General features: G+C 61.9%; 25 protein-coding genes. 16 read left to right on the forward strand and 9 right to left on the reverse strand.

Going from position 1 to position 20,855, the window contains the following annotated elements; all coding sequences use genetic code 11:
• Positions 1–19: 19 nt before the first annotated feature.
• The 8 genes from mobA (at position 20) to FJ434_RS00505 (ending at position 6,077) form a co-directional block, all read left to right on the forward strand.
• Positions 20–652 (forward strand): molybdenum cofactor guanylyltransferase MobA, encoded by a 633-nt coding sequence (mobA, locus tag FJ434_RS00470; RefSeq protein ID WP_140750328.1) that lies wholly within the window; start codon positions 20–22, stop codon positions 650–652.
• A complete protein-coding gene (mobB, locus tag FJ434_RS00475) occupies positions 649–1,158 on the forward strand; it encodes a molybdopterin-guanine dinucleotide biosynthesis protein B (RefSeq protein ID WP_140711606.1) in 510 nt (169 codons plus the stop codon). Before mobA ends, mobB begins: the two co-directional genes overlap by 4 nt.
• A 159-nt stretch (positions 1,159–1,317) precedes the next feature.
• On the forward strand, positions 1,318–2,103 hold the full coding sequence (locus tag FJ434_RS00480) for an ABC transporter substrate-binding protein (protein WP_027142669.1): 786 nt from the start codon (positions 1,318–1,320) through the stop codon (positions 2,101–2,103).
• Between the two features lie 73 nt (positions 2,104–2,176).
• Positions 2,177–2,893, forward strand: a complete 717-nt coding sequence (locus FJ434_RS00485) for an ABC transporter permease (protein ID WP_140505395.1) — start codon at positions 2,177–2,179, stop codon at positions 2,891–2,893.
• Positions 2,890–3,714, forward strand: coding sequence for an ABC transporter permease (locus tag FJ434_RS00490; RefSeq protein WP_140505397.1), 825 nt, complete (start codon positions 2,890–2,892; stop codon positions 3,712–3,714). The genes FJ434_RS00485 and FJ434_RS00490 overlap by 4 nt, the downstream gene beginning before the upstream one ends.
• A 113-nt stretch (positions 3,715–3,827) precedes the next feature.
• Complete coding sequence (locus FJ434_RS00495; protein ID WP_140750326.1) at positions 3,828–4,697, forward strand: NAD(P)-dependent oxidoreductase; 870 nt, start codon at positions 3,828–3,830, stop codon at positions 4,695–4,697.
• 7 nt (positions 4,698–4,704) lie between these two features.
• Positions 4,705–5,409: a DNA alkylation repair protein gene (locus FJ434_RS00500; RefSeq protein WP_140750324.1), complete on the forward strand. Its 705-nt coding sequence runs from the start codon at positions 4,705–4,707 to the stop codon at positions 5,407–5,409.
• Between the two features lie 104 nt (positions 5,410–5,513).
• The gene (locus FJ434_RS00505) at positions 5,514–6,077 is read left to right on the forward strand and encodes a DUF3299 domain-containing protein (RefSeq protein WP_140505403.1); all 564 of its coding nucleotides are present in this window, start codon (positions 5,514–5,516) and stop codon (positions 6,075–6,077) included.
• A 9-nt stretch (positions 6,078–6,086) separates the two neighbouring features.
• Here FJ434_RS00505 and FJ434_RS00510 read toward each other — a convergent pair whose 3' ends face one another.
• From FJ434_RS00510 to FJ434_RS00525, 4 genes are all read right to left on the reverse strand, one after another.
• Complete coding sequence (locus FJ434_RS00510) at positions 6,087–6,578, reverse strand: Lrp/AsnC family transcriptional regulator (RefSeq protein ID WP_006205209.1); 492 nt, start codon at positions 6,576–6,578, stop codon at positions 6,087–6,089.
• 108 nt (positions 6,579–6,686) lie between these two features.
• On the reverse strand, positions 6,687–7,361 hold the full coding sequence (locus FJ434_RS00515) for a uracil-DNA glycosylase family protein (protein ID WP_140750322.1): 675 nt from the start codon (positions 7,359–7,361) through the stop codon (positions 6,687–6,689).
• Positions 7,301–7,912, reverse strand: a complete 612-nt coding sequence (locus FJ434_RS00520) for a glutathione S-transferase (RefSeq protein ID WP_140750320.1) — start codon at positions 7,910–7,912, stop codon at positions 7,301–7,303. Before FJ434_RS00520 ends, FJ434_RS00515 begins: the two co-directional genes overlap by 61 nt.
• Positions 7,913–7,945: 33 nt before the next feature.
• Entirely contained in the window at positions 7,946–8,569 is a 624-nt protein-coding gene (locus FJ434_RS00525) for a thermonuclease family protein (protein ID WP_140750318.1), read from the reverse strand.
• Between the two features lie 76 nt (positions 8,570–8,645).
• Here FJ434_RS00525 and FJ434_RS00530 point away from each other — a divergent pair, with 76 nt between their 5' ends.
• Genes FJ434_RS00530 through FJ434_RS30025 form a run of 3 tightly spaced genes read left to right on the forward strand, consistent with a single transcriptional unit; the run spans position 8,646 to position 10,741 of the window.
• Positions 8,646–10,166, forward strand: a complete 1,521-nt coding sequence (locus FJ434_RS00530) for a HAMP domain-containing sensor histidine kinase (RefSeq protein ID WP_140750316.1) — start codon at positions 8,646–8,648, stop codon at positions 10,164–10,166.
• Positions 10,167–10,214: 48 nt separating this feature from the next.
• On the forward strand, positions 10,215–10,520 hold the full coding sequence (locus FJ434_RS30020) for a GNAT family N-acetyltransferase (RefSeq protein ID WP_246678326.1): 306 nt from the start codon (positions 10,215–10,217) through the stop codon (positions 10,518–10,520).
• 23 nt (positions 10,521–10,543) lie between these two features.
• Positions 10,544–10,741, forward strand: coding sequence for a hypothetical protein (locus FJ434_RS30025; RefSeq protein WP_246678328.1), 198 nt, complete (start codon positions 10,544–10,546; stop codon positions 10,739–10,741).
• Positions 10,742–10,760: 19 nt separating this feature from the next.
• Here FJ434_RS30025 and FJ434_RS00540 read toward each other — a convergent pair whose 3' ends face one another.
• A complete protein-coding gene (locus tag FJ434_RS00540) occupies positions 10,761–11,759 on the reverse strand; it encodes a nicotinate-nucleotide--dimethylbenzimidazole phosphoribosyltransferase (RefSeq protein WP_140750314.1) in 999 nt (332 codons plus the stop codon).
• A 198-nt stretch (positions 11,760–11,957) separates the two neighbouring features.
• Here FJ434_RS00540 and FJ434_RS00545 point away from each other — a divergent pair, with 198 nt between their 5' ends.
• Positions 11,958–12,188, forward strand: a complete 231-nt coding sequence (locus tag FJ434_RS00545; RefSeq protein ID WP_140750312.1) for a DUF1289 domain-containing protein — start codon at positions 11,958–11,960, stop codon at positions 12,186–12,188.
• Positions 12,189–12,198: 10 nt separating this feature from the next.
• The gene (locus FJ434_RS00550) at positions 12,199–12,903 is read left to right on the forward strand and encodes a TIGR02281 family clan AA aspartic protease (protein WP_140505417.1); all 705 of its coding nucleotides are present in this window, start codon (positions 12,199–12,201) and stop codon (positions 12,901–12,903) included.
• 105 nt (positions 12,904–13,008) lie between these two features.
• Here the strand turns inward: FJ434_RS00550 and dusA are convergent, their stop codons facing one another.
• Positions 13,009–14,007: a tRNA dihydrouridine(20/20a) synthase DusA gene (dusA, locus tag FJ434_RS00555; protein WP_140750310.1), complete on the reverse strand. Its 999-nt coding sequence runs from the start codon at positions 14,005–14,007 to the stop codon at positions 13,009–13,011.
• A 1,074-nt stretch (positions 14,008–15,081) separates the two neighbouring features.
• Between dusA and FJ434_RS30030 the strand changes: the two genes are divergently transcribed.
• The gene (locus FJ434_RS30030) at positions 15,082–17,325 is read left to right on the forward strand and encodes a hypothetical protein (protein WP_246678325.1); all 2,244 of its coding nucleotides are present in this window, start codon (positions 15,082–15,084) and stop codon (positions 17,323–17,325) included.
• A gap of 112 nt (positions 17,326–17,437) precedes the next feature.
• Here the strand turns inward: FJ434_RS30030 and FJ434_RS00570 are convergent, their stop codons facing one another.
• Positions 17,438–18,082, reverse strand: coding sequence for a hypothetical protein (locus FJ434_RS00570; protein WP_181166010.1), 645 nt, complete (start codon positions 18,080–18,082; stop codon positions 17,438–17,440).
• A 156-nt stretch (positions 18,083–18,238) separates the two neighbouring features.
• On the opposite strand from FJ434_RS00570, the gene FJ434_RS00575 reads away from it, so the two are divergent.
• Both FJ434_RS00575 and FJ434_RS00580 read left to right on the forward strand, forming a co-directional pair.
• Positions 18,239–18,592 carry a hypothetical protein gene (locus tag FJ434_RS00575; protein WP_140750308.1) on the forward strand — a complete coding sequence of 118 codons (354 nt, stop codon included), beginning with the start codon at positions 18,239–18,241 and terminating at the stop codon, positions 18,590–18,592.
• A 438-nt stretch (positions 18,593–19,030) separates the two neighbouring features.
• Positions 19,031–19,282 carry a hypothetical protein gene (locus tag FJ434_RS00580; protein WP_181166009.1) on the forward strand — a complete coding sequence of 84 codons (252 nt, stop codon included), beginning with the start codon at positions 19,031–19,033 and terminating at the stop codon, positions 19,280–19,282.
• Positions 19,283–19,437: 155 nt separating this feature from the next.
• Here the strand turns inward: FJ434_RS00580 and FJ434_RS00585 are convergent, their stop codons facing one another.
• A complete protein-coding gene (locus FJ434_RS00585) occupies positions 19,438–19,740 on the reverse strand; it encodes a DUF982 domain-containing protein (RefSeq protein WP_140505424.1) in 303 nt (100 codons plus the stop codon).
• Between the two features lie 123 nt (positions 19,741–19,863).
• Entirely contained in the window at positions 19,864–20,850 is a 987-nt protein-coding gene (locus FJ434_RS00590; protein ID WP_140750422.1) for an oligopeptide/dipeptide ABC transporter ATP-binding protein, read from the reverse strand.
• Positions 20,851–20,855 lie beyond the last annotated feature (5 nt).

Raw genomic sequence — 20,855 nt, forward strand, 5'->3', positions numbered from 1 at the left:
GGCGTACAGGCTGGATGGCATGAAGCGCGATGTCGCGGGGATCATTCTGGCCGGTGGCCAGTCGAGACGAATGGGCGGTGGTGACAAGGCGTTGTTGCCGCTGGGCGGCGGCTGCTTGCTTGACCAGGTCCTGTCGCGGTTTGGCCCGCAGTTCGAGACCCTGGCGCTTAGTGCCAACGGCGACCCGGCACGGTTTGCCCGTTTCGGGCTGCCGGTGCTGGCCGATACCATCGAAGGCTTTGCCGGGCCCCTTGCCGGTATCCTCACCGGCCTGGAATGGGCCGCTGCCGGCAGGCCTTGCAAGGCGGTCGTCACTGCTGCCGGCGACGCGCCTTTCCTGCCGCTGGATCTCGTCGATCGTCTGGCGGCGGCAGTCGATGAGCGTCCCGGTTCGATCGCCGTCGCTTTCTCGTCAGGCAGGCGGCATCCAACCTTCGCGCTATGGCCGACCGGATGCCGCGAAGCCTTGCGGCATTTCCTGGTCGACGAGGACAACAAGCGGGTTTCGGCCTTCATCGAGCGGCACGACTATGTCGAAGTGGAATTCCCATTCCTGCAATCCGCCGGACAACCAATCGATCCTTTCTTCAACATCAACGTGCCGGACGATCTTGCCCTGGCCGAACACCTGTTGCAGAGCATGACGCCATGAACAGACGCATCTTCGGCATTACCGGCTGGAAAAACTCCGGCAAGACCACACTCACCGAGAAGCTGGTCGCCGAGCTTGTGCGGCGCGGCTGGAAGGTCTCGACGGTCAAACACGCCCATCATGATTTCGACATCGACAAGCCAGGCGCGGACAGCTTCCGCCATCGGCAGGCCGGCGCAACCGAGGTTGCGATCGTGTCGGGCAATCGCTGGGCGCTGATGCACGAGTTGCGTGGCGAGCAAGAGCCGCCGTTGGACGCGATCCTCTCGCGGCTCGCCCCGTGCGACATCGTGCTGGTCGAAGGCTACAAGCGCGAATCCCACCGCAAGATCGAAACGAGGCGGCTGGAAGCGAGGGACCGGACGCCGCTTGCGGCGGGTGATCCCAATATTGTCGCCGTCGCCGCGGATTTCGCCATCACCGACAAGAGCCTGCCAGTGTTCGACCTCGACGACGTAGAATCCATAGCCGACTTCATCGAGCGCACGACCGGCCTCGTTGCTTGAGATGTAACGTAAGGGCAGATTCCCTTTACCGATTTTGGCGGTTTTGCAGTTGCTTTTTTCTTGGAAAGAGTGGGAGTATCGGCCCAGCGGGCGGTCAAAAAGCACCGCCCCACAGAGCCGTTTCGGAACGACGGCCGGGACCATAAAGAGAGGACTATCATGCGTATTGCATTGCGTATCGCGCTCGCCGCATCGGCTGCGCTGCTGACGCTCGGCGTAGCCCAGGCCCAGGAAAAGACCCTGCGGATCGGCACCGAAGGCGCCTACCCCCCATTCAACAACCTCACCGCCGATGGCCAGCTTGTCGGCTTCGACATCGACATCGCCAAGGCGCTTTGCGATGAGATGAAGGTCAAGTGCACCTTCGTCGCCCAGGATTGGGACGGCATCATTCCCGCACTTCAGGCCGGCAAGTTCGATGCCATCGTCGCCTCGATGTCGATCACGCCGGAGAGGAAGGAGAAGGTCGACTTCTCGCACAAATACTACAACACGCCGTCGGCGCTCGCCGTGCCGAAGGATTCGCCGCTGAAGGGCGTGACCAAGGAAGACCTCGCCGGCAAGAGCATCGGTGTCGCCACCACGACCACCCATTTCAACTATGCCTCGAAGACCTACACCGACAGCACCGTCAAAGGTTATCCGAGCAGTCCCGAGGAGCAGGCAGATCTTGCCAATGGCCGTCTCGACGCTATCGAGGACGATATCGTCGTGCTGCAGCAGTGGCTTGATTCGCCTGACGGCGCCTGCTGCAAGATCCTCGGCCAGCCCTCGCCGCAACCTGTCGAAATTTTCGGTCCTGGCGCCGGCATAGCCGTTCGCAAAGGCGAGACCGACCTGGTCAACAAGCTGAATTCCGCCATCGACGCCATCCGTGCCAACGGAAAATATAAGGAAATCAACGACAAGTACTTCAAGTTCGACGTCTACGGCGCCGAGTCCTGATCATCATTGCCAAGGCGGCAGGGAACCCCTGCCGCCTTTCATCTCAGGAGCGCCGTGGGGATAAGACCAGTCAATGCCAGCCCAAAGCATATGGACACTGCTGAGTTGGGGACCCGAGGGCTGGAGTGACGATATTGCGTATGGCGCGCTGGTCACCATCGCGCTTGCCCTTGCAACGCTGCCGATCGGCCTGACGATCGGCTTTTTCGTCGCCTGGGCCAAGCAGTCCGAAGAACCGTCGCTGCGGGTGGCCGCCAACATCTACACCACCGTATTTCGCGGCCTGCCGGAACTGGTGACGCTGTTCCTGTTCTTCTTCGGCATGCCCATCCTGCTCCAATATGTCATCCGCCTGTTCAAGCCCGAGGCGACGGTCGACGTCGACAGCTTCATCGCCGGCATGATTGTGCTGTCGCTGATCTTTTCCTCCTACGCCAGCGAGGTATTCCTCTCCGCCTTTCGCGCCATTCCCAAGGGCCAGTATGAGGGCGGCTACGCGATCGGCCTGTCGACATGGCTGACCATGCGCAAGGTGATCCTGCCTCAGCTGCTGCGCATCGCCTTCCCCGGCCTCGAGAATTGCTGGCTCAGCCTGCTCAAGGACACCGCCCTGGTCTCGGTCGTCAACCTCGCCGAAACCCTGCGCAACGCGGGGGTGGCGGCGCGTGTCACGAAACACGCGTTCCTGTTCTACAGCGTCGCGGCCCTGGTTTTCCTCGTCCTGACGATCCTGTCATCGATCGCGACCGGGTTCATCTTGCGTTCGCTGGGACGGAGGGAGGCACGATGAGCGTCAGCCAAGCTATCTCCGTTGACCGGCCGCCGCCGCAGGCACGCGGCTGGCCACGCACCCGTATCGTCGGGTACGCGCTCGTCGGCCTCTGGATTCTCTTCGGCCTCGGTATCCTCGCCTATCTCATCTATGCCTGGAATGGCGAGTTCTTTGCCAGATATGCGCCTGCGTATCTGCAGGGGCTGTGGACCACGCTGTCGCTCGTTGCGATCTCGATGGTGGTCGGCGCGATCTTTTCGCTGCCCGTCACCTATGGCCGCATGTCGAAGAGCCGTTTCCTGTCCGGCCTTGCCTATTGCTATGTCTATTTCTTCCGCGGCACGCCACTGCTGGTCCAGGTCTACCTCGTCTACTATGGCTTGGGTTCTTTCCGGCTGCAGCTCGAATCCATCGGGCTGTGGTGGTTCTTCCGCGAGGCCTTCAACTGCGGCGTCTTCGCCTTTGCGCTCAACACCGCGGCTTATCAGGCCGAGATCCTGCGCGGCGCCATCGAAAGCGTGCCCAGGGGCCAATGGGAAGGAGCCGCCTCGCTCGGCCTTCACAAGCTGCAGACGCTGCGCAAGGTTGTCCTGCCGCAGGCGTTTATCGTGGCATTGCGGCCCTACGGCAACGAGCTGGTTCTGATGATCAAGGCTTCGGCGATCGTCGCCATCATCACCGTCTACGACCTGATGGGCAACGCGAAGCTCGCCTACGCCAAATCCTTCGATTTCCAGGCCTATGTCTGGGTCGCCATCGTCTATCTTGTGATGGTCGAAATCCTGCGCCACGGCGTCGAATGGATCGAGCGCCGGATCACGATCCACCTAAAGCGCTGAACCGTTCCTGATCGGCCTGTGCCAGTCGATGCGGCGGTGCGCGCCTTGACGAATTCGTCGCATGGCCTAGAGCTTCCGCAGCTGAAATCTCTGTTTCGCCGGAAGGACAAGGCATGGCATCGGTGGCATTTCTCGGTCTTGGCGTCATGGGCTATCCCATGGCCGGACACCTGAAGAACAAGGGCGGCCACGACGTCACCGTCTACAACCGCACCCAAGCCAAAGCCGAACAATGGATCGCCCAACATGGCGGCAGCCTTGCCGCGACGCCGGCCCAGGCCGCCGAGGGCAAGGATTTCGTCTTTTCCTGCGTCGGCAACGACGATGATTTGCGCTCGGTGACCACGGGGTCGGAAGGCGCCTTCAAGGCGATGGAGAAAGGCTCGGTCTTCATCGACAACACCACGGCGTCGGCTGAAGTCGCGCGCGAACTGGCGCAATCCGCGCAATCGGGCGGATTCTCATTTCTCGACGCACCGGTCTCCGGCGGTCAGGCCGGCGCCGAGAACGGCGTGCTGACCGTCATGGTCGGTGGCGAGGAGGCGGCGTTCGACAGGGCCAGGCCCGTCATCGACGCCTTTGCCCGCATGGTTGGACTGATGGGGTCGGCGGGCGCCGGCCAGCTCACCAAGATGATCAACCAGATCTGCATCGCCGGATTGGTGCAGGGACTGTCGGAAGGCATCCACTTCGGCAAGAAGGCCGGCCTCGACATCGAAAAAGTCATTGAGGTGATTTCCAAGGGTGCGGCCGGTTCGTGGCAGATGGAAAACCGACATAAGACCATGAACGCCGGCAAATATGATTTCGGTTTCGCCGTCGACTGGATGCGCAAGGACCTCGGCATCTGCCTGGCGGAAGCCGACCGCAACGGCGCCCGGCTGCCGGTGACCGCGCTTGTCGATCAGTTCTACAAGGACGTGCAGGCGATGGGCGGCAAACGCTGGGATACATCCTCGTTGCTGGCCCGGCTGGAAAAATAGGATCGCGATGGCCGAGCTTTCGCCCCAATCCAGTGCAGAAGAAATCGTCGCGTATCTGCGCTCGATCGCCTCGGCGGAAAATCGTCTTGGCATGCTGCGCTACGGCATCAAGATCGAACGTGCGCTCGGCATCTCGCACGGTGTGCAGCGGCAGATTGCCAAGAAAATCAAGCGCAACCACGAGCGCGCGTTCGCGCTGTGGCAGACAGGTATCGTGGAGGCGCAATTCATCGCTTCCGTCACGGCCGACCCAAAGCGGTTTTCCGCCGCGGATGCAAGGCAATGGGCGTCGAGCTTCGACTCCTGGGATATCGTCGATGGCGTCTCTGATCTGTTCGTCGACACGGATGCCTGGATAGAACTGATCAGAGAATTTGCGGCCGATGAACGGGAATTTGTTCGACGCACGGCTTTTGCCATGATGGCCTGGTCTGTCGTCCACCGGAAGAAAGAGCCGGAGGCGACCTTTCTCGCCTTCTTGCCCATCATCGAAGTGCAGGCCACCGACGCCCGCAATTTCGTGAAGAAGGGTGTGAATTGGGCCCTTCGTTCGCTCGGCAAACGGTCCATGGTTATGCACGGTGCTGCCCTTGCTGTCGCCGAAAGGCTCGCGCAATCGACCGACAAGACCGCGCGCTGGATCGGCAAGGATGCTGTGAAGGAACTATCGGATGCCAGGACAATCGAGCGCCTCGCCGCCAGAAAGACCTGACAGGTTGAGGAGTGCTGCGGCCGGTTCTCGCCCGACATATGATGCGGCTCGAGCATTGACGCCACCGACGGCGGCGTCTTTACTCGCCCGCAAAGGATGCGGCCATGACCCATTTCAAATCAATCCTGGCGCTTGCTGCCGCGCTTGCTCTCTCCACCGCCGGCGCTTCGGCCGAAACCACGCACATCTTTTGGAAGGATTTGCGCCCGGTAACCCAGGCGGTTGCCGAAGACGCCGGCCTGCCGATGATCGCGGCGAAACTGCCGGATCACGGCGAGACGCTGTCGGTTGCCCTGCAGGGCAAAACGATACAATTAGCCGGCTATGCATTGCCGGTCGATCGCGACGGCGATCTCGTCTATCAGTTCCTGCTGGTGCCTTGGACCGGCGCGTGCAGCCACATGCCGACGCCGCCGCCCAATCAGATCATGCTGGTCACGCCTGCCCGTCCCTACAAGATGTCGAAAGCCTACCAGCCGGTCGCCGTTACTGGTGCCCTGAAGCCGGAGATGGAGAAAAGCCAATTGTTCATTCTCGACGGCGTCAGCGTCATCCAATCCGGTTACGCCGTGCGCAAGGCAGATGTCATGGCCGTCGACACGGTGCCGGATTCCATCGTATTGCCGGTGAACTCGCCCTGGAGTTTCCTCAACAAGAAGAAGAATTGAGTTGCGGGATCAGGCCGCGTTGGCGCCCGACTCCTTGTCCAGCACCATGTAGTCGAGCGGGATTTCGGTCGTGTACTTGATCTGCTCCATGGCGAAGGACGACGACACGTCCCGGATCTCGATCTTGGCGATCAGCCGCTTGTAGAAGGCGTCATAGGCGGCGATATCGGGCACCACGACACGCAACAGGTAATCGACGTCGCCGCTCATGCGATAGAATTCGACCACCTCGGGAAATTCCTGGATGACCTCGGAGAACCGGCGCAGCCATTCATGGCTGTGCGAATTGGTGCGGATCGACACGAAGACGGTGACCCGCACATTGACCTTTTCGTGGTCGAGAATGGCGACGCGCCGCTTGATGACGCCCTCCTCTTCGAGCTTCTGGATGCGCCGCCAGCACGGCGTGGTCGACAGGCCGACTTTCTTGGCAACGTCGGCGACCGCGAGCGTCGCGTCCTCCTGCAGGAGGCGGAGAATTTTTCGGTCAAGGCGATCCATCGGAGGCTCCTGGTGGAATAGTTTCGCTATATTCCCTTTTATTTGGGCCGTTCACAAGAAAGAAATTCTGCTGCCTGCGCCGAAAGCGAGTGATTTCTTGCTGAATGCCTAACCGAGGCGATAGCGGATTTCCGACCGCAGGAAAGGCAGCAAATCCATTTCAAACCAAGGATTCTGCTTCAACCAGCCAGTGTTGCGCCAGGATGGATGTGGCAGTGGCAGCACTTTGGGGCCGACGGAACTGTCCCAGATGGCGCGCCAGTTCATCACCGTTTCCGTCAGCGAGGGGCGGCGCGCCGCGCCCATGTGCCAGGTCTGCGCATAGATGCCGATCGCCAGCACCAGGTCGATCCGCGGCATCGACGCCATCAAGGGCGCGCGCCAGGCCGGGGCGCACTCACGCCTCGGCGGCAGGTCGCCGCCCTTGGCGTCCTGTCCGGGAAAGCAGAAGCCCATCGGCACAATGGCGAATTTCTCGATGTCATAGAATTCGTCGCTGGTCACACCGAGCCAGTTGCGCAGGCGGTCGCCGGAAGCGTCGGTGAATGGCATGCCCGACAGATGCACCTTGGTTCCCGGGGCCTGGCTGGCGATCAGGATGCGGGCGCTGGACGAAGGTCGCAGCACCGGACGCGGCTTGTGGGGCAGCGGCTTGCCGACGGGGGTGTCGACGCAGATGCGGCAGGCGCGGACCGTCGCGGCGAGCCTGTCCAGTTGGACGCTCAAGCGGCGGCACTCGGGCGGCTGGAGACGGCCTGATGCCAACGTAGCACATTGGTGCATTCCTCCGGCACCTTGATGCGTGCCGGCTTCATGAAGTCGATCGCGATCAGGCCGGTGATGTCGGCAACCGAATAGTTGTCGCCGGCGGCGAATTCGCGGCTGCCCAGTTCAGCGTCCAGCAGCCTGAGAAAATCCACCGCCTTCGGCTTGTTGGCCTCGCCCCATTCGGGATTCTGCGGGATTTCCCATTCCTTCATGGCCGGATGGATGTGGCGGAAAGCTTGCGTGACGCTGCTGAGCAGGTTGAACTCCATCCGCCTCTGCCACATCTCGACCTGCGCCTTGCCAAGTGCGCCGCGCCCGAACAATGCCGGCTCGGGATAAAGCTCCTCGAAATAGCGGCAGATAGCGACGGATTCGGTGAGGATGGTGCCGTCATCGAGCTCCAGAACCGGCAGGCGCCGCAGCGGATTGCGCGAGCTGACCGGCTGCTGCTTGTGTTCCAGTGCGCCCATGTCGATGGGCACCAACGGAACCGTGATCGCCTTTTCAGCGAGGAAAACGCGAACCCGCCGTGGGTTGGGCGCACGACCGCCGTCGAACAGCTTCATTTCGATCCTCCTTTTCCTTTCGCCAGACATGCTTCACCTGAACCGAAATATCTCGCGCACGGCATCGCCGATCGACGCCAGCATGCCATGTTTTCGCTCCACGACATCGCCGTGGTGGCTGGCGCGCCAATCCTGCGGCTGGTCGAACGTGCCCGCCCAGATGCCAATCCTTGCGGCGCGCGCGGTGGCTTCCTCGCCTTCGAAGTCGCCATAGGCGACGGCCCAGCCCGCCTCGACCTGGGCGCGGTTGAGGTCGGTGCCGCCGGCCTTGCAGTCGCCAAGCAACCGGCCATAGCGATCGCGCTGCCAGCCGCTGCAAGTGACCGGCCTGCCGGCGATCAGCCGCACCAGCGATTGGCGCGCCTGAGTACCACAGGCATAGTCGGCGCCGCTCTTGCGGCAGGTCTGGGTATACTCCGGAGCGTCGATGCCGCGCATACGGATGCGCTCGGCGCCGAGCGTGATCGAATCGCCGTCATTGATGATGGCCGTACCTTGCGTCTTGCGTGTCTCCACGCGGTCAAGACGCACCGCAAGCAGGATCAACAGCCCCAGAATGATGACGGTCAGCCCGTAGTCCAGCAGCTTGCGCCACAGGCTTCTGCGGCGAGGTGCCGCGTACCGCGGGCGCGACCTTGGCGACCAGGAACGGCTCATATGGCAAACGGTTGGTTAATCATTCGAACGTAGCTTAACACCTTGAAATCGCTGCGCGCATAAATTGAAGCTTTTGATGCCCTTGCAACGCTCGAACACAGCGGACAAGTTCATTGTGGACCGCAGGAAACGGCATCGCAACAGCGATGTCGCGCGCGCGGTGCGCAAGACGCGCGACCGTCTTTCGCAGCAGGCCGGCAATCCCGATTTCGATCGCGAACTGCTGAAGCTCCACGCCCGGACCATGACAAGCGGTGCCGTCGTCATCCCGCTGCTCGTCCTGGTGATCGCCGCGGCCGGCCGTTTGGCCGGTGTCGGCAATGAGATCGGGCTCTGGGCTTTGTTTACGCTCACCTGCTATACAACAGTCGTCTTCATGGCGCGGCGCATCGAGCGCACGGAAGCTTCTGAACTCAACTCATTGCAAACGCGAAGGGAATTCCTGGTCGGGCATTTCCTTTGCGGCCTAGGCTGGGCCTGGTTCGTCTGGCTGGGCTGCGGCGCCTGCGAGATCGACCAGTTCCAGGTGATCAAGGCGGTGGTGCTCCTGTTCGCCATGGCAGGGACCGCGCTCATGGCCTCGTCCCTGAGCGGCGCCCTGCTGGCGACCTTCGCGTTTCCAGTGGCGCTCTACGCCTATGCCGCGACCAGGTCGTGGATGCCGGTCGAGGCGATCATGGCCGGGCTGCTCGTCCTGTCGCTGCCTTTCTTCGTCTATATCGCCAGTCACCTCAATCGCTTCTCCCTGCTGCTCTTGTCGTTCCGCTCCGAAAAGGATGCGCTGATCGCCGAAGTGGAGACGGCGAAATCGATGTCGGACGAGGCGCGGCGGCGGGCCGAGGACGCCAACCTTGCAAAATCGCGTTTCCTCGCCTCGATGAGTCATGAATTGCGCACCCCGCTCAACGCCATTCTCGGCTTTTCCGAGGTGATGGCGAACGAGGTGCTGGGGCCGATGAGCAATCCCACCTATCGCGACTATGCCCATGACGTGCATGATTCAGGCCAGCACCTGCTCGACCTGATCAACGAGATCCTCGACCTGTCGCGCATCGAGGCCGGCCGATACCAGCTCAACGAGGAGCCGGTGATGCTGCTCAACATCGTCGAGGATTGCTGCCACATGATGGAGCTGAAGGCACGCAATAAGGATATCCGCGTCGTTCAGGATTTCGAACAGACATTGCCGCGGCTGTTCGCCGACGAGCGCGCCGTGCGCCAGATCGCGCTCAACCTTCTGTCCAACGCCATCAAATTCACCGCCACCGGCGGCGAAATCCGCGTCCGGGTCGGCTGGACGGCGGGTGGAGGACAGTACATTTCGATCAAGGACAACGGCCCCGGCATTCCCGAGGACGAGATCCCGATCGTGCTTTCAGCCTTCGGCCAGGGGTCGATCGCCATCAAGAGCGCCGAGCAAGGCACCGGGCTTGGCCTGCCGATCGTGCAAGGGCTGCTCGCCATGCATGGCGGCGAGTTCGAGCTTCATTCCAAGCTGCGCGAGGGCACCGAGGCGATCGCCATCTTCCCGCTGAGCAGGGTGATGGAAGAACTGCCGGCGCTGCCGACCGCCGCGGTCGCCGCGCGACGGCGGTAGCGCCTTGGGCGCCTGCGTCGACACAGCCGAGAAAAGGAACGGACCATAATGACGGCGGAGTGGGATGCCAGCAGCATCGAAATCAAATCGCAGCGGCTTCGCCTGAAGCTGTTTGCGGCCGACGATGCCGCAGAAGTCTTTGCCGTCATCACTCCCGCGATCACCCGCTTCATGCAGTGGGAACCACCTCGATCACCAGCGGCTTTTGGCGAGGTATGGCGATCCTGGCTGGCCCCGATCCTTGACGGATCGGATTTGCATTTCGTCGTGCGTTCGTTGGGGGGCGGTCGCTGCCTGGGGCTTGTCGGCCTTCATGCGGCAGGACTGCCTGTCCCGAGATCGGAATTTGGCTAAGGGAGGACGTACATGGAAACGGCATCGGCCGTGAGGCCGTTGCCGCCGTGGCGGCTTGGGCGTCCGACGCATTCAATCCGGATTGCTTCGAGTATCCAGCCGCAGAAGAGAACGTGGCGAGCAGAAGGATCGCGGAAGGCCTTGGCGGTTCAATAGTCGAGACACGCTCGAATTCCAAATATACCTCGGTCGTCTATCGCATTCCCAATAGCCGGCGTTGACGCGCGAGGACCGGGGACGTTAGCCCCGCACAGCCGCCGCCATGCCTGAACTTGTCAATGCCGCTGCCTTGACCAGCCCGGCCGCCAGGGCTGCTCCTGCCCCTTCGCCATGACCGATGCCCAGATCGAGCAGCGGACGCAGCCCGAGGTGCTCGGCGGCCCTTGCATGCGCGGGCTCCGGCGACAGGCTGGCGAGAAGACAATGATCAAGCGCTGCGGGGTTCGCCGCATGCAACACCGCCGCGGCTGCCGTTGCCGCGAAGCCATCGAGCAGTACCGGTATCTGCTGCATCCGTGCGGCAAGGATTGCGCCCGCTATCGCCGCGAACTCGCGGCCGCCGACCCGGCGCAGCGCCTCCAGCGGGTCTTCCAGATGGTTCCCGTGAAAGGCCAGCGCCGCATTGATCACCTCCGCCTTGCGGGCCTGCATCGCCGCATCGGCGCCGGATCCCGGACCAATCCAGTCGGCACCCCTGCCCCCCAGCAACGCGGCCAACAGGGCGGCGGCGACGGTGGAGTTACCGACGCCGAGATCGCCCAGGCAAAGCAGGTCGGTGCCGCCGGCAATCGCCTCCATTCCGAAGGCCATGGTGGCCGCGCAACCGCGTTCATCGAGCGCGGCATCCTCGGCGATGTCGCCGGTCGGGATGTGCAGGGCAAGATCGAACACCTTCAGACCGAGGTCGTTGGCAATGCAGATCTGGTTGATCGCCGCACCGCCGGCCGCGCAAAGCTCGACCGCGTTGGCGGTCGCCGCCACGGGCCTCGTCGAAATGCCATGCCTGACAACGCCGTGATTACCGGCAAAGACAGCCATCAAGGGCCTGGTCACGGCGGGCGGAGCGCGACCGCTCCAGGCCGCGAGCCACGCGGCGATGTCCTCGACGCGGCCAAGCGAATTCACCGGCTTGTCGGCCTTGGCAAACAGCGTGCGCACGCGCGCTTCGGCTTTGAGGTCGGCTGCCGGCAAATTGTCGAGCAGGTTGCGGAAATCATCGAAAGGCAGTGCACTGGTCATGTCGCGAACAATCGTTCCTGGATCCAGGGAGCGGCATAGCTGCCTTGCGTGATCGGCACAACCTCCTCGATCGTCCTTGCTGGTTTGCCGCAAAGGCGGTCACGGAAGGCGCTATCGCGAGGGCTTGCATTGGCTTTGCCGTTGCACCATGTGGAGATGGAAGAGCGGATTCCGGACCCGGTCCCTCGAGAGAAAGTCATGACGGCCATCGAAACTCCCTGCATCCTGGTCTGTTCGATCGATATGAAAACCGGCTTCTGCTTCGGTTGCGGCCGCACGCGCGACGAGATCGGCGCCTGGATGGCGATGACGCCCGAGGCGCGCCGCAGCGTGATGGCCGAACTGCCGGCCCGGCTGGCAACCGTCGAGCGCCGGCCGCGCCGGGAAACACGCCGCACCCGCATGGCGCGCGAACGCGACGCACTCTAGCGAGGGACGGATGAGCAGCCGGCTGTTCTGGACTGTGATGGCGGTGATCGGCGTGGGGGCAGCGCTTCTCATGCTCAACGATTCCGCCGGCAGCACGCTCGGCGTCGAGAATTACGATTTTGGACGGCTGATCTGGCTTGGAGCTTTCGGCGCCCTTATCGGTGCCGGCTTGCTGCGGTCGGCTCCGCTCGGAGTGATGGCCCGCAATCTCGGCGCCTGGGCCGCTATCGTGCTCGCGCTGATCGCCGGCTACCAATATCGTTACGAGCTGCAGGACGTCGCCAGCCGCGTGACCGCGGGCCTCGTTCCCGGCAGTCCGCTGGCGCTCGGCGTCGAAGACGGCCACGCCACCGTGACCCTGGACAAGGCCGACAATGGTCATTTCGAAGCGCGCATCCTGGTCAACGGCAACCCGGTTCGCACGGTCGTCGACACCGGCGCGACCAGCACGGTCCTGACTTCGGAAGACGCGCAAGCCGCCGGCTTCAATCCGGCGGCGCTCAACTACACAATACAGGTTTCGACAGCCAACGGCATGGCACGCGCCGCAGCGGTCAAGACCCACGAGCTGGCGATCGGCGGCATCGTACGCAAGGATATGTCGGTAATGATCGCCGCTCCCGGCATGCTGAGCCAAAGCCTGCTCGGCATGAACTTCATCGGTTCGCTCTCGGGCTTCGACGTGCGCGGCGACCGTATGATCCTCAGGGACTAATGCATGTCGCCCGGAAGTGCCCTCGGTTCCGGGACAACGACATGCATAAAATCAGAAGCTTACAGCCGGTCAGGCGAATCCTATTCGCCGCGACATGCTGTAAGTTCAGGCCGCTTCGGCGGCCGCTCCACCAAATTCGACAGCCGCGAAAGCCGTCTTCAGCACGTCCGGTCCGGCTCCGGGCCGGGTCGCGTCGGTGGATAGGATCTGGCGGTAGCGGCGCGCGCCGGGCAGCCCGTGAAACAGCCCGACCATATGGCGGGTGACATGGCCGAGCCGTCCGCCTTGTTCGATATGGCGCGCCGCATAATCCGCCATCGCATCGACCAGCGCCGCGAAATCGAACGCTTCCGGCAGCGCTCCGTAGAAGGCGGCGTCAACACCGGCCAGAATGCCTGGTGTGTGGTAGGCGGCGCGGCCGAGCATGGCGCCATCGACATGATCGAGATGCGTCCGAGCCTCTTCAAGCGACTGAATACCGCCATTGATGCCAATGAATTTGTTCGTCTTTTTTTCCTTCAGCCGATAGACCCTGTCATAGTCAAGCGGCGGGATGTCGCGGTTTTCCTTGGGGCTCAGCCCTTCCAGCCACGCCTTGCGAGCATGCACCCACAAGGTATCGGCGCCGGCATCGAAAACCCCATTCGCCAGCGCATCGAGCGCCGGCTCCGGATCCTGTTCGTCGACGCCGATGCGGCATTTGACCGTGACCGGCACCGTCACTGCCGCTTTCATCGCGGCGATGCAGTCGGCGACAAGGTCGGGCACTTTCATCAGGCAAGCGCCGAAGGTGCCCGACTGGACGCGGTCGGACGGGCAGCCGACATTGAGATTGATCTCATCATAACCGAAGGCCTCGCCAATACGCGCCGCTTCGGCAAGTTTTGCGGGATCCGAGCCGCCAAGTTGCAGGGCGACGGGATGTTCCACCTCATCGAAGCCAAGCAGCCGCTCGCGTGCGCCATGGATCACTGCGTCGGCGACAACCATTTCGGTGTACAGCATCGCATGTATCGTCAGCCGGCGATGGAAGAACCGGCAATGCCGATCCGTCCAATCCATCATGGGTGCAATGGCCAGCCTATGATCTTGATTTTTCAGCATTTTTCCTTTAACATCAAATTCTTAGGTCCTAGCGGCCCAACCCGAATTTACGCCAGAATACGACCCTTTTCGCCACGTTTCGATCTCTCAGTGCACACGAAGCGCACACGAAAAAATGGCCACCTACACAAAGCTCCCGTCCGGTTCCTGGCGTGTCCAAGTCCGTCGCAAAGGACGCTACGTCAGCGAAACCTTCCTGCGCCGAGACGACGCACGACGTTGGGCAACTGATGCCGAACGGCAAGTCGATCGTGGCGAGACGCCGACAAAGTCCCGTATAGCGCGCCTGAAGACCTTCGGCGAACTGATAGACCTTCATATCGACGACATGTGCGATGTAGGCAAGTCCCCTCGCCGCTCCAAGGCCGTCTTGCGCCACCGACACATCTCTGACCAGTAACGGGTCCCAATCCGATAGTAGGATTGTGCGGATTGCCGCTCCCATTGATTTAATACTCATCATCGTTTGCCATTGGTTCGTCATTTCGGCCAGAGGGTAACGACTTGGCCAAGGGGGTTAAGGACCACGACTGCGCCGGCTCCGGTAAATCTTGTAGTGCCATTCGCCATCGGCGTCACCGAAATTGGGTTCGCTACGGCGTCCATGATCGCTGCTGGAGACTCAGACCCGCGAAGAGCAGGCACCACAATGGCCGTTCTGCATGGCCAAAGTACTGGCCGAGATGGTTGACCGTGGAGGTCTGTGGCCTAGCTAGAGTTCAGGATGGACCGTCCGGACCCCGAAAATGCGGATTGGAACGCACCGTGGGAGAACTTTTGGGATATTGACGATGGAGAGGTGCGAGTCGGCTTTTCGGGGCGCTGGCGGCGGGCGACAACCGGCGGCCATGGCATCTTCGAGTTTCGGTTCGAGCGCAAATCTTCTGCGCCGGGATCTTCTGCCAGCGCACGACCGGCGCTCCGCAACGCAACAATTGTATTCGCACGGCACTGGAGGACCCGAAGCAGTGACAGCTTCGAGAGCAGGCAGAGGCTTTAGCCAGCACCAGGGAGAGGACCCGAAAACCGCTTCGCGAGCTTAAAATTGCACCCAAAAACCACACGGGCACGGCGATGCCAAATCATCTTGGTGGAATTTACACAAGTGACACAGATCTCGCCATCCTGGGCGGGATCGCGATGCTCGTATTGGCGGGCGCCTTTCTTGTGCTCCGGCATGCCCTTATCGCATTGCTGCGGGGTCGCCCGAATCCAAATGCCTACCTGAAAGAATGCAAGCCTGTCCCTCTCGATGAGGTTTCTTGGGTCTGGGAACGCCCGATTGATCTTGCAACCGGATCTGGTTCTTCTCAGGCTGTCGTGCCCTCAGATGCGGATGCCCGGCCTCAGGATGCAAACTACCGTCAGTTGGGGGTGCGAATCGAGCATTTCGAGATGATCTCCGAAGCTTATGAGAGTTCGCCAGGCGACCTGCCCGATGCTTTCGCTTCCCCGACCAACATCGCTACGCCCCCTCCTCCTCGTGTTCGCTGGCCTATCGGTCTTGTATCACGCCTGGGCATCGCCACAGTCTGCCTGGCCGTGCCGCTTGGCTATACGATGACGAGACCAAATTGGGTCGAAAGCGCCCCCGCCATTTCGCAAGCCCAGAATCCCTCCCCGCCCGATCTTTCGCGATCCTTCGCGGTTCCGGCGAGTGCTGCATTGGATATGGAGGGACCAGCCCAGGGCGGCGGGCGTACGAATACTGAAGCGCCTGGCCCGGATCTCGCGGCTGCCAACGCTGAAGTCGAGGCTGCTCGTGCTCAGGCATCCGCTGCGAGGGATCAGGCCGGCCAGGAGCACCGAGCTGTGGAAGAAGAGCGCGCCAGAAGCGCCTCTCTGCAGAGTGAGCTCTTGGAATCGCGCAAGCAGGTCGACGTCCTGAGGACAAGCATGGCAGCAGCCGACAACGCATACGGGGAGCGTCTGCGCAACGAACTCGCGGCAGCCCGCACGTATGGCGCATTGCAGCGCATTGCGGGAGACGCTCGCAGGCTGCTGGGCGAGAGCATCAACTATGTCGTTACGCAGATGCCGGCTGCTCATCTGGAGCGTCAGCGAACCGAACTGATGGCGCGCGACCTATCCCAAGCGCGGGCGCAAATTTCCCAGCTTGAGGCCACGGCCGCCGAGGACCGCGCCAGTGCCAAGGCCTCGCTTGCGCAAGTGAACGGAGTGCTTGACGACGAGCGCCGGAAGTCGAAGGACCTTCGTGGCGACCTCGCGGCAATGGAACTGTCCAAGGCCGCGATCGCGGATACGGCTGAGCGGGAACGAACCGGTGCAGCCACAGCGAGAGGACGGGTGGAGCAGACCGCAACCCAGACTGCGCAGGCCCTCGCCCGGGAACGCGCTTCCGCAGCATCGACTCGTGAGGATCTCGACAAAGCCCGCCTCGAGCGCGACGCGGCTGAACAGGAACGAGCCAAGGCTGTCTCAGCAAAAGAGCGTGCGGAGCAGACCGCAGCCCAGACGGCGCAGGCTCTGACACGAGAACGCGCTTCCGCAGCATCGATCCGTGAGGACCTCGATAAAGCCCGCCTCGAGCGCGACGCGGCTGAACAGGAACGAGTCAAGGCTGTCTCAGCAAAAGAGCGTGCGGAGCAGACCGCAGCCGTGACGGCGCAAGCTCTCGCCCTGGCGCGCGCTTCCGTAGCATCGACCAAGGAAGACCTCGATAAAGCCCGCCTCGAGCGCGACGCGGCTGAACAGGAACGAGCCAGGGCTGTCTCAGCAAGAGAGCGTGCGGAGCAGACTGCAGCCGAAGCGACGCAGGCTCTGACACGAGAACGCGCTTCCGCAGCATCGGCCCATGAGGATCTCGATAAAGCCCGCCTCGAGCGCGATGCGGCTGAGCAGGAACGAGCCAAGGCTGTGTCAGCAAGAGAGCGTGCCGAGCAGACCGCAGCCGAGACCGCGCAGGCTCTGACACGAGAACGCGCTGCCGCAGTATCGACCCGTGAGGACCTTAATAAAGCCCGCCTGGAGCGCGGCACGTCTCCAACACTTTCAGGACAGGTCACCAGGCTGAACGAAGCTCTGGACAACCAACGCGAAGCCACTGTTTCTCTGGCCCGCGACCTGGCTGCCAAACGCGCGGACAATGACAAGCTCAGGGCTGAGCGCCGCAGCGCGCAAATTGAGCCGCCGCTGCAGCCGCGCTCTGGCCGCGCATCGGACGGCACCGGTCAGGTGAAAGCTGTCAGCCAGAAGACGACTACGCGCAGCAAGCTTCGCAACTCCTCGCGGGTGATCCGCGTGCGTACTGTCGCGCTTCCCTTTGCCCTCCGGCCAATACACCCGACGTCGGATTGAATTCCAAACGATTGCGACGACGATGAAGGGTCCATTCATTGGCCTGCACCATTCGCAACACACGGAGGCCGGGAAAAGCGGAATGAATTCGCAAGGAGTTCCGCGCTCTGCGCTATGTCAGACCGATCACGCTGCCTTTCGCGTTCAATTCGCACCCGACCGGCGCCTGACGCGTCTCCACCCGTCCCTGATGCATATAGTCGATGCTGACCTGAACAGGGGCCGAGATCTTACGTTGGCTCAGCCGACGTATGGAACCTGCGCTGCTGACGCGCACACTGGCCGCGCCAAACTTGGCGGCGGCCTGCTCGATTGCGTCCTGACAGGCGCGAACGACCTTATCCGGGACACCGGGCAGCGCTTCGATCGGGTGGACCGCTGATAGAACAGTGTTGTCTTCGAGAGGCTGCAGGGCGGGCGGGAGGTCGAGCGAATGTCCGCCGTCTGTGGACCGGTCGACAATGTCAGCTGGAGTTGACGGTATTGAGGCCGTTGGAGTGGTGCTGATCCCGTCATTGGTCGACGGCGGACTGCCGCTGTTGCCCACAGGATCGCCGGGATCGCCGGCAGGTCCTTTGCCCTTGCCTTTGCCGTTGCCGCCGTTGTCATGGCTGCCATGACCCCCGTTATCACCCTGATGGCCGCCACCGTCATGCCCTCCGCCGTGCGGGCCGGCGGCTGCAGTTCCAGCGCAAGCTGCCGCGATCGAGCACGCGAATGCAAAATAAGCCAAGCTGAATCCAAGGGATCGACGCACGGCAGTCTCCAAATGTGCCTCAGCCCAGCCGTCCTTGCGCGGCATGCGGTCAGAACGTCTAAACCGCCGCTGCCCCAAGGCAGAAACTCGCGAATACGGTGCCCACGGAATTAACTAGGGAATGAATCCGCTGCATCAAGGACGCGGTGTGGGACGATGATCGGCATCGATAGCGGCAACACAGCAATCTTTCCCAAGACCCAGAAACCACAACGCCGCAAAGGTTATCGCGGCAATGTTGCAGCCCTCGTCGCTGCTTGCCTTGGAGAAAATCATGACGACCACAATTTCCGCGTTTCTCAGCGCACTCGGGTCCGAAAGTCCCCAGGCAAACTGGACGCCGCAGAGGACAACGAGGCCCACGGATATCGCAGCGAACATCCGCATGAAGCGGTCAATATCCTCGGCAGAAGAGCGTCAAAAAAGGAACGTCGGCGGCTCCGTCGTGGGAACGAAAAAAGAAGAGAAGCAGAAGTTTCGTGTGCGATTTTTGCACACGTGCTCTCATAACCATCTGATTTTGTTCGGTCCATCATGGGCGCAATGGCAAGTTTTGTGATATATACTATTCATTTCATTAGCTTTTTCGATCTCAGTCCGTCCAATACCCAAGGAGAAGAACTGCGGAACTTGGTCCCGCAGCCGTTCCAAAAACCATCTTCTGCGACTGTGCTCACTGTGACGTGAGGCATCAGTCTTTTCTGTGCACAGATAGTGCACACGCCCCCTGCCCGCACAAGCTGCATTGGTCGATCATGAGGCGGCAGAAATGCCATGGCGCCATCACGGTCATTTAAATCATACGGGAAAGGGTAATATTAGCTGTCGCTCACATTGTTGTGCGACCAACATATGGGAGGAAAGCACAAGCAAGGTGGTCGGCATACATCGCATCGCCATCCTGATACCTGCTTAGGGAGACGGGACTCCGGTCGACGCGTCGCCCGCATGTTGCCGTGCAATCAGCGACTCCAATTCCTGCAGATTCAGCGAGATCGGGCCTCGCTGTTCGAACCGGATGCGGTGATCGACTGTGGCGGTGGACGGTTTCCGCGCGGCTACGAAGCCATTCGCAGCTACTATGCCGACGTCACCGCCTTCGGTCGTAAGTTTGCCGTCGGCGAGCAGCGTGCGGCGCTGGTCAGCGGTGATCCGGCGCTGACGTCGACCCGCTTTCCGGACGGTGATGTGACAAGCTAGGTCGCCCGCCGGCAAACGGATGGATCATGGCTCTGGGTGATCGATCGATGCGGTGTCGATTGGTGACCGGATGGTGGGACGGTTTGCCCCGAAGCGCAAACAGCGACATCGCGCCCGCAACGGGCGCGATCCGCCAGCAGTAAAGGCCGTGGACGCTACCGCCGCAGCGCGTGTATGCTCGCCTTGCTGTCGTTGCCTATCGGCAGAGCCATGTCATCGTCCAGAAGCCGCGTGATCCGGGCAAAGCCGGTGAACGCCTTTCTTGCTTCCTCCGCCGACATCTGTCCCGACAGGGCGGCCGAGCAGCAATTCAGTGCACACTGATACACAGGCCCACGCCGTCCCTTCGGCCATTTACGCAAGAAAACCATCGCCTCGGCGACACTATCCACTTCTTCTACAGGGTGTCCCTGCCCGCGCGATATCCGCACGGGCGAAAAGAAATGCAGGTAGTCCATTGTTTCCTCCGGTCGATCGAGATGCGCTCGATCGAACCCCATGAAACGCGCCGTCCGGTGGTTGGTTCCACGCGGAACACAGAATTTTGAAAAATCTGGCGGTCGGATGATGAGCGATATCGGCTATGTCGTCGGGAAGTGGCAGGCCGCTTTGCGGCTGGGTCGGTACTCCCTCAGTTCCGGCCGCTCCGAACGGCAGCGCCCAACCGCTATCGGGCATCGGGGGTGGAACCGACACCCGGATGGCGGATTGAGCGGGCTCGGCACATCGCCCGTAAGGATAATGCGCCTTCGCGTCCCGCTGGGTGTCGTCTCCACGACGGGAACGGCCGAGATCAGCGCCTGGCTGTAAGGATGAGCCGGGGCTGAAAACACCTCTTCCGCTGGTCCTTCCTCGACGATCGAGCCGAGATACATGACCGCGATGCGGGTCGAGACCTGACGCACCACGGACAGGTCGTGGGCGATGAAGACATAGGTGAGGTCCAGCTTCTCCTGAAGGTCGGCAAGCAGGTTGACGATCTGCGCCTGTACGGACACGTCGAGCGCTGAGACCGGTTCGTCGAGAACGACGAGATCGGGATTGAGGGCTATGGCGCGTGCTATGCCGACACGCTGGCGCTGCCCGCCCGAGAATTCATGGGGGAAGCGCATGACATGGTCCGGTAACAGTCCGACGAGCTCGAAGAGCTCCGCGACGCGGTTGGTGATCTCGCGCGATGAAAGCTTGCCATGGATGCGCAGCGGTTCCGCCACGAGGTCGCCGACACGCCGGCGCGGATTGAGCGAGGCCGACGGGTCCTGGAACACCATTTGCAGGCGCCGCCGCAGCGGCCTCAGTTCAGACAGCGACTTCGACGTGATGTCGTCGCCTTCGAACAGCAGCTCACCGTCTGAAATGTCGTAGAGCCTGACCAGACAGCGCGCCAGCGTGGACTTGCCACATCCGGACTCGCCGACCAACCCTACGGTTTCGCCGCGCCGCACGGTCAGGGAGACATTGTCGACCGCGTGGACGGTTCGCCTGCCTTCGGCGGAAAAACGGGTGCCGATCGAGAAACGCTTGCCGAGCGAGCGCGTTTCGAGGATTGGACGGTCGTTGTCGATCATCGGTC

This window comes from Mesorhizobium sp. B2-5-13, assembly GCF_006440535.1.
Lineage (GTDB): Bacteria > Pseudomonadota > Alphaproteobacteria > Rhizobiales > Rhizobiaceae > Mesorhizobium > Mesorhizobium salmacidum.

Excerpts from the sequence above, each read along its gene's own strand:
- mobA (WP_140750328.1), top strand. The coding sequence starts at position 20 with ATGAAGCGCGATGTCGCGGGGATCATTCTGGCCGGTGGCCAGTCGAGA.
- mobB (WP_140711606.1), top strand. The coding sequence starts at position 649 with ATGAACAGACGCATCTTCGGCATTACCGGCTGGAAAAACTCCGGCAAG.
- FJ434_RS00480 (WP_027142669.1), top strand. The coding sequence starts at position 1,318 with ATGCGTATTGCATTGCGTATCGCGCTCGCCGCATCGGCTGCGCTGCTG.
- FJ434_RS00485 (WP_140505395.1), top strand. The coding sequence starts at position 2,177 with ATGCCAGCCCAAAGCATATGGACACTGCTGAGTTGGGGACCCGAGGGC.
- FJ434_RS00490 (WP_140505397.1), top strand. The coding sequence starts at position 2,890 with ATGAGCGTCAGCCAAGCTATCTCCGTTGACCGGCCGCCGCCGCAGGCA.
- FJ434_RS00495 (WP_140750326.1), top strand. The coding sequence starts at position 3,828 with ATGGCATCGGTGGCATTTCTCGGTCTTGGCGTCATGGGCTATCCCATG.
- FJ434_RS00500 (WP_140750324.1), top strand. The coding sequence starts at position 4,705 with ATGGCCGAGCTTTCGCCCCAATCCAGTGCAGAAGAAATCGTCGCGTAT.
- FJ434_RS00505 (WP_140505403.1), top strand. The coding sequence starts at position 5,514 with ATGACCCATTTCAAATCAATCCTGGCGCTTGCTGCCGCGCTTGCTCTC.
- FJ434_RS00510 (WP_006205209.1), bottom strand. The coding sequence starts at position 6,578 with ATGGATCGCCTTGACCGAAAAATTCTCCGCCTCCTGCAGGAGGACGCG.
- FJ434_RS00515 (WP_140750322.1), bottom strand. The coding sequence starts at position 7,361 with ATGCACCAATGTGCTACGTTGGCATCAGGCCGTCTCCAGCCGCCCGAG.
- FJ434_RS00520 (WP_140750320.1), bottom strand. The coding sequence starts at position 7,912 with ATGAAGCTGTTCGACGGCGGTCGTGCGCCCAACCCACGGCGGGTTCGC.
- FJ434_RS00525 (WP_140750318.1), bottom strand. The coding sequence starts at position 8,569 with ATGAGCCGTTCCTGGTCGCCAAGGTCGCGCCCGCGGTACGCGGCACCT.
- FJ434_RS00530 (WP_140750316.1), top strand. The coding sequence starts at position 8,646 with ATGCCCTTGCAACGCTCGAACACAGCGGACAAGTTCATTGTGGACCGC.
- FJ434_RS30020 (WP_246678326.1), top strand. The coding sequence starts at position 10,215 with ATGACGGCGGAGTGGGATGCCAGCAGCATCGAAATCAAATCGCAGCGG.
- FJ434_RS00540 (WP_140750314.1), bottom strand. The coding sequence starts at position 11,759 with ATGACCAGTGCACTGCCTTTCGATGATTTCCGCAACCTGCTCGACAAT.
- FJ434_RS00545 (WP_140750312.1), top strand. The coding sequence starts at position 11,958 with ATGACGGCCATCGAAACTCCCTGCATCCTGGTCTGTTCGATCGATATG.
- FJ434_RS00550 (WP_140505417.1), top strand. The coding sequence starts at position 12,199 with ATGAGCAGCCGGCTGTTCTGGACTGTGATGGCGGTGATCGGCGTGGGG.
- dusA (WP_140750310.1), bottom strand. The coding sequence starts at position 14,007 with ATGCTGAAAAATCAAGATCATAGGCTGGCCATTGCACCCATGATGGAT.
- FJ434_RS30030 (WP_246678325.1), top strand. The coding sequence starts at position 15,082 with ATGCCAAATCATCTTGGTGGAATTTACACAAGTGACACAGATCTCGCC.
- FJ434_RS00575 (WP_140750308.1), top strand. The coding sequence starts at position 18,239 with ATGATCGGCATCGATAGCGGCAACACAGCAATCTTTCCCAAGACCCAG.
- FJ434_RS00580 (WP_181166009.1), top strand. The coding sequence starts at position 19,031 with ATGTTGCCGTGCAATCAGCGACTCCAATTCCTGCAGATTCAGCGAGAT.
- FJ434_RS00585 (WP_140505424.1), bottom strand. The coding sequence starts at position 19,740 with ATGGACTACCTGCATTTCTTTTCGCCCGTGCGGATATCGCGCGGGCAG.
- FJ434_RS00590 (WP_140750422.1), bottom strand. The coding sequence starts at position 20,850 with ATGATCGACAACGACCGTCCAATCCTCGAAACGCGCTCGCTCGGCAAG.